We start from the raw sequence: 3,844 nt of genomic DNA on the forward strand, positions 1-3,844 counted from the left end.
TTTTTACCTGGCATCGAGCTATTTTCGCAGGGGGCTTCCCCCCAACTATCGTCGCCGCTGCTGCGTTTCACAACCGAGTTCGAGATGGATCGGTGTGGTTCCACAGCGCCATGGACACCAGGATAGGTTTCCCTTCACCGCAACAACCGTTGCGGCTAGGGGGTGAACCCTGAGAACTGCATAGGTGGGAGCAACGACTTTCGCCATCACTCCTCTGGATAAAGAAGTCATTCCGCCATCTCCAAGCTTCAGACTCCTTTCGAAATCTGCAGTTAGACATGGCAGGCTTAGAACCAGATGTTGGTCAAGCCCTCGGTCTATTAGTACTCCTCCGCTTCACCGGTTACCCGGCTTCCACGTAGAGCCTATCAACGGGTGTTCTTCCCGTGACCTTACTGGCTAACGCCATGGGAATACTCATCTTGAGGTGGGCTTCCCACTTAGATGCTTTCAGCGGTTATCCTCTCCGCACATGGCTACCCAGCGTTTACCGTTGGCACGATAACTGGCACACCAGAGGTGCGTTCCTCCCGGTCCTCTCGTACTAGGGAGAAATCCTCTCAATATTCCTGCGCATGCACCGGATATGGACCGAACTGTCTCACGACGTTCTGAACCCAGCTCGCGTACCGCTTTAATGGGCGAACAGCCCAACCCTTGGGACCGACTTCAGCCCCAGGTTGCGATGAGCCGACATCGAGGTGCCAAACCTCCCCGTCGATGTGAACTCTTGGGGGAGATCAGCCTGTTATCCCTAGAGTAACTTTTATCCGTTGAGCGACGGCCCTTCCACTCAGAACCGTCGGATCACTAAAGCCGACTTTCGTCCCTGTTCGACTTGTAGGTCTCACAGTCAAGCTTGCTTCTGCTTTTACACTCGTCGGCTGATTTCCAACCAGCCTGAGCAAACCTTTGCGCGCCTCCGTTACCTTTTAGGAGGCGACCGCCCCAGTCAAACTGCCCACCTGATACTGTCCGGTCCCCGGATGACGGGTGACCGTTAGAACCCTAGCTCTGAAAGAGTGGTATCTCACCGTTGGCTCACCATCACCCACAAGCAATGGATCAAAGCCTCCCACCTATCCTGCGCATTCAGAGCCCGGGCACAATACCAAGCTACAGTAAAGCTTCATAGGGTCTTTCTGTCCGGGTGCACGTAGTCCGCATCTTCACAGACAATTCTATTTCGCCGAGCCTCTCTCCGAGACAGCGCCCAGATCGTTACGCCTTTCGTGCGGGTCGGAACTTACCCGACAAGGAATTTCGCTACCTTAGGACCGTTATAGTTACGGCCGCCGTTCACCGGGGCTTCAGTCGCTAGCTTCGCTTACGCTGACCAGCTTCCTTAACCTTCCGGCACTGGGCAGGCGTCAGCCCCCATACATCGTCTTGCGACTTAGCGGAGACCTGTGTTTTTGGTAAACAGTCGCCTGGGCCTCTTCACTGCGACCACCTTGCGGTGGCACCCCTTATCCCGAAGTTACGGGGCCATTTTGCCGAGTTCCTTAGAGAGAGTTATCTCGCGCCCCTCGGTATTCTCTACCACCCCACCTGTGTCGGTTTCGGGTACAGGCCATCATGCCTTAACGGGTATAGGGCTTTTCTTGGAAGCTTGACATCACCCACTTCGCTGCCGTAGCAGCTCGTACTCACGCCTCAGCTCAAAGTGTTTTCGCCACTTCTCAACGCCTTGAACGCTTGAACCAGTAACCAACATCTGGCTGGGCTAGCCTTCTCCGTCCCCCTTCCCAAAACATGACAGGTACAGGAATGTTGACCTGTTGTCCATCGACTACGCCTTTCGGCCTCGCCTTAGGTCCTGACTAACCCTCCGCGGACGAGCCTGCCGGAGGAACCCTTAGGGTTTCGGGGCATGGGATTCTCACCCATGTTTTCGCTACTCAAGCCGACATTCTCACTTCCATGCAGTCCACGCCCGCTTACGCTAACGCTTCGCCCCACATGGAACGCTCCCCTACCATTTGTATGTTCCTAAGAACATTTAAATCCGCAGCTTCGGTAGACTACTTAGCCCCGTTCATTTTCGGCGCAGGATCGCTCGACCAGTGAGCTATTACGCACTCCTTTGAGGATGGCTGCTTCTAGGCAAACCTCCTGGTTGTCTGGGCAATCCCACCTCCTTTATCACTGAGTAGTCATTTGGGGACCTTAGCTGGCGGTCTGGGCTGTTTCCCTTTCGACCATGGAGCTTATCCCCCACAGTCTGACTGCCTAGTTTCACACAGGGTATTCAGAGTTCGTCTCGATTTGGTACCGCTCTCGCAGCCCGTACCGAAACGGTGGCTTTACCCCCCTGCTATAGCACTAGACGCTACGCCTCAACGTATTTCGGGGAGAACCAGCTAGCTCCGGGTTCGATTGGCATTTCACCCCTAACCACAGCTCATCCGCTGATTTTTCAACATCAGTCGGTTCGGACCTCCACTTGGTATCACCCAAGCTTCATCCTGGCCATGGTTAGATCACCCGGGTTCGGGTCTATAAACACTGACCAACGCCCTATTCAGACTCGCTTTCGCTATGGCTCCACCATTTCCGGTTTAACCTGCCAGTGCCTATAAGTCGCCGGCTCATTCTTCAACAGGCACACGGTCATCCTATGAGTAGGACTCCCATTGCTTGTAAGCTCACGGTTTCATGTTCTGTTTCACTCCCCTCCCGGGGTTCTTTTCACCTTTCCCTCGCGGTACTGTTTCGCTATCGGTCACACAGGAGTACTTAGCCTTACGAGGTGGTCCTCGCGGATTCACACGGAATTTCACGTGCTCCGTGCTACTCGGGATACAGCTAGGCCAGTTTCGTTTTCGCGTACGGGGCTTTCACCCTCTATGGCGCGCCTTTCAAACGCTTCCACTAACGTCCCTGGTCCACGTTGCTGTCCCACAACCCCGATGGTCGGAACCATCGGTTTAGGCTCTTCCCCGTTCGCTCGCCGCTACTTAGGGAGTCGTTTTTACTTTCCTTTCCTCCAGCTACTAAGATGTTTCAGTTCGCTGGGTTGGCTCGCGCCACCCTATGGATTCAGGTGGCCGTTCTAGGGGTTGCCCCATTCGGAGATTCCCGGATCAAAGCGTGTTTCCAGCTCCCCGAGACTTTTCGCAGGTAACCACGTCCTTCATCGCCTCTGTGTGCCAAGGTATCCACCGTGAGCCCTTTGTAGCTTGACCAATTAACACTCCCAACGTTCAGGGTTGTTGAGACCCATTCTTCTGCTTTCACCTCTCTCCGCCCTTTGATCTCTCGGTCTCCCGAATAATCTGGAGCTTTGATGGTTTGAAAGACAGAATCAAACTCTTCCCTCCTCGGCGGAGTGAAAAGACGCTGGAAGCTCTCGGCTCTAAACTCAAGAATCTCCCAGCCAGACGCTCCCATCACTTGGCAGTACCAAATGATGCTCACATCCGTCTGGGCATCTATGAGATGCTTTCTTTATCCAGACTTACCTATACAGTTGTCAAGGTTCTTTGCTAGAGTCACTGACCTTTGGCTCGCACCAAAATCAGCGAGTCCAGCTTCCTTTCAACCACTGTCAACCTTGGATTCACAATGAGCGTGATCCAAGCGATTAGGAATGAAAGGAGGCTGGAGTCCTCAGCTGAACATGTCTTGTCACCTCACCCATCAAAATGCATCCTGTTGCCGCTTCATGGTGGTGGTCTTTACCTCGTTGGATGGAGGTTAGCGGACTCGAACCGCTGACATCCTGCTTGCAAAGCAGGCGCTCTACCAACTGAGCTAAACCCCCAAACACGAATGGGCCATCCTGGACTTGAACCAGGGACCTCACCCTTATCAGGGGTGCGCTCTAACCACCTGAGCTAAT

Annotated in this window: 2 tRNA genes and 2 rRNA genes; all 4 read right to left on the reverse strand. The window is 53.9% G+C overall.

Going from position 1 to position 3,844, the window contains the following annotated elements:
- Positions 1 to 5: 5 nt before the first annotated feature.
- Positions 6 to 122: ribosomal RNA gene (gene rrf / locus KBZ33_RS21135) — 5S ribosomal RNA — on the reverse strand.
- Positions 123 to 300: 178 nt separating this feature from the next.
- A 23S ribosomal RNA gene (locus KBZ33_RS21140) occupies positions 301 to 3,188 on the reverse strand.
- Positions 3,189 to 3,693: 505 nt separating this feature from the next.
- Positions 3,694 to 3,766 (reverse strand) — tRNA-Ala (locus tag KBZ33_RS21145).
- A gap of 9 nt (positions 3,767 to 3,775) precedes the next feature.
- Positions 3,776 to 3,844: transfer RNA gene (locus KBZ33_RS21150), tRNA-Ile, on the reverse strand.

This window comes from Cyanobium sp. Cruz-8D1 (assembly GCF_024345975.1).
GTDB lineage: Bacteria > Cyanobacteriota > Cyanobacteriia > PCC-6307 > Cyanobiaceae > Cyanobium.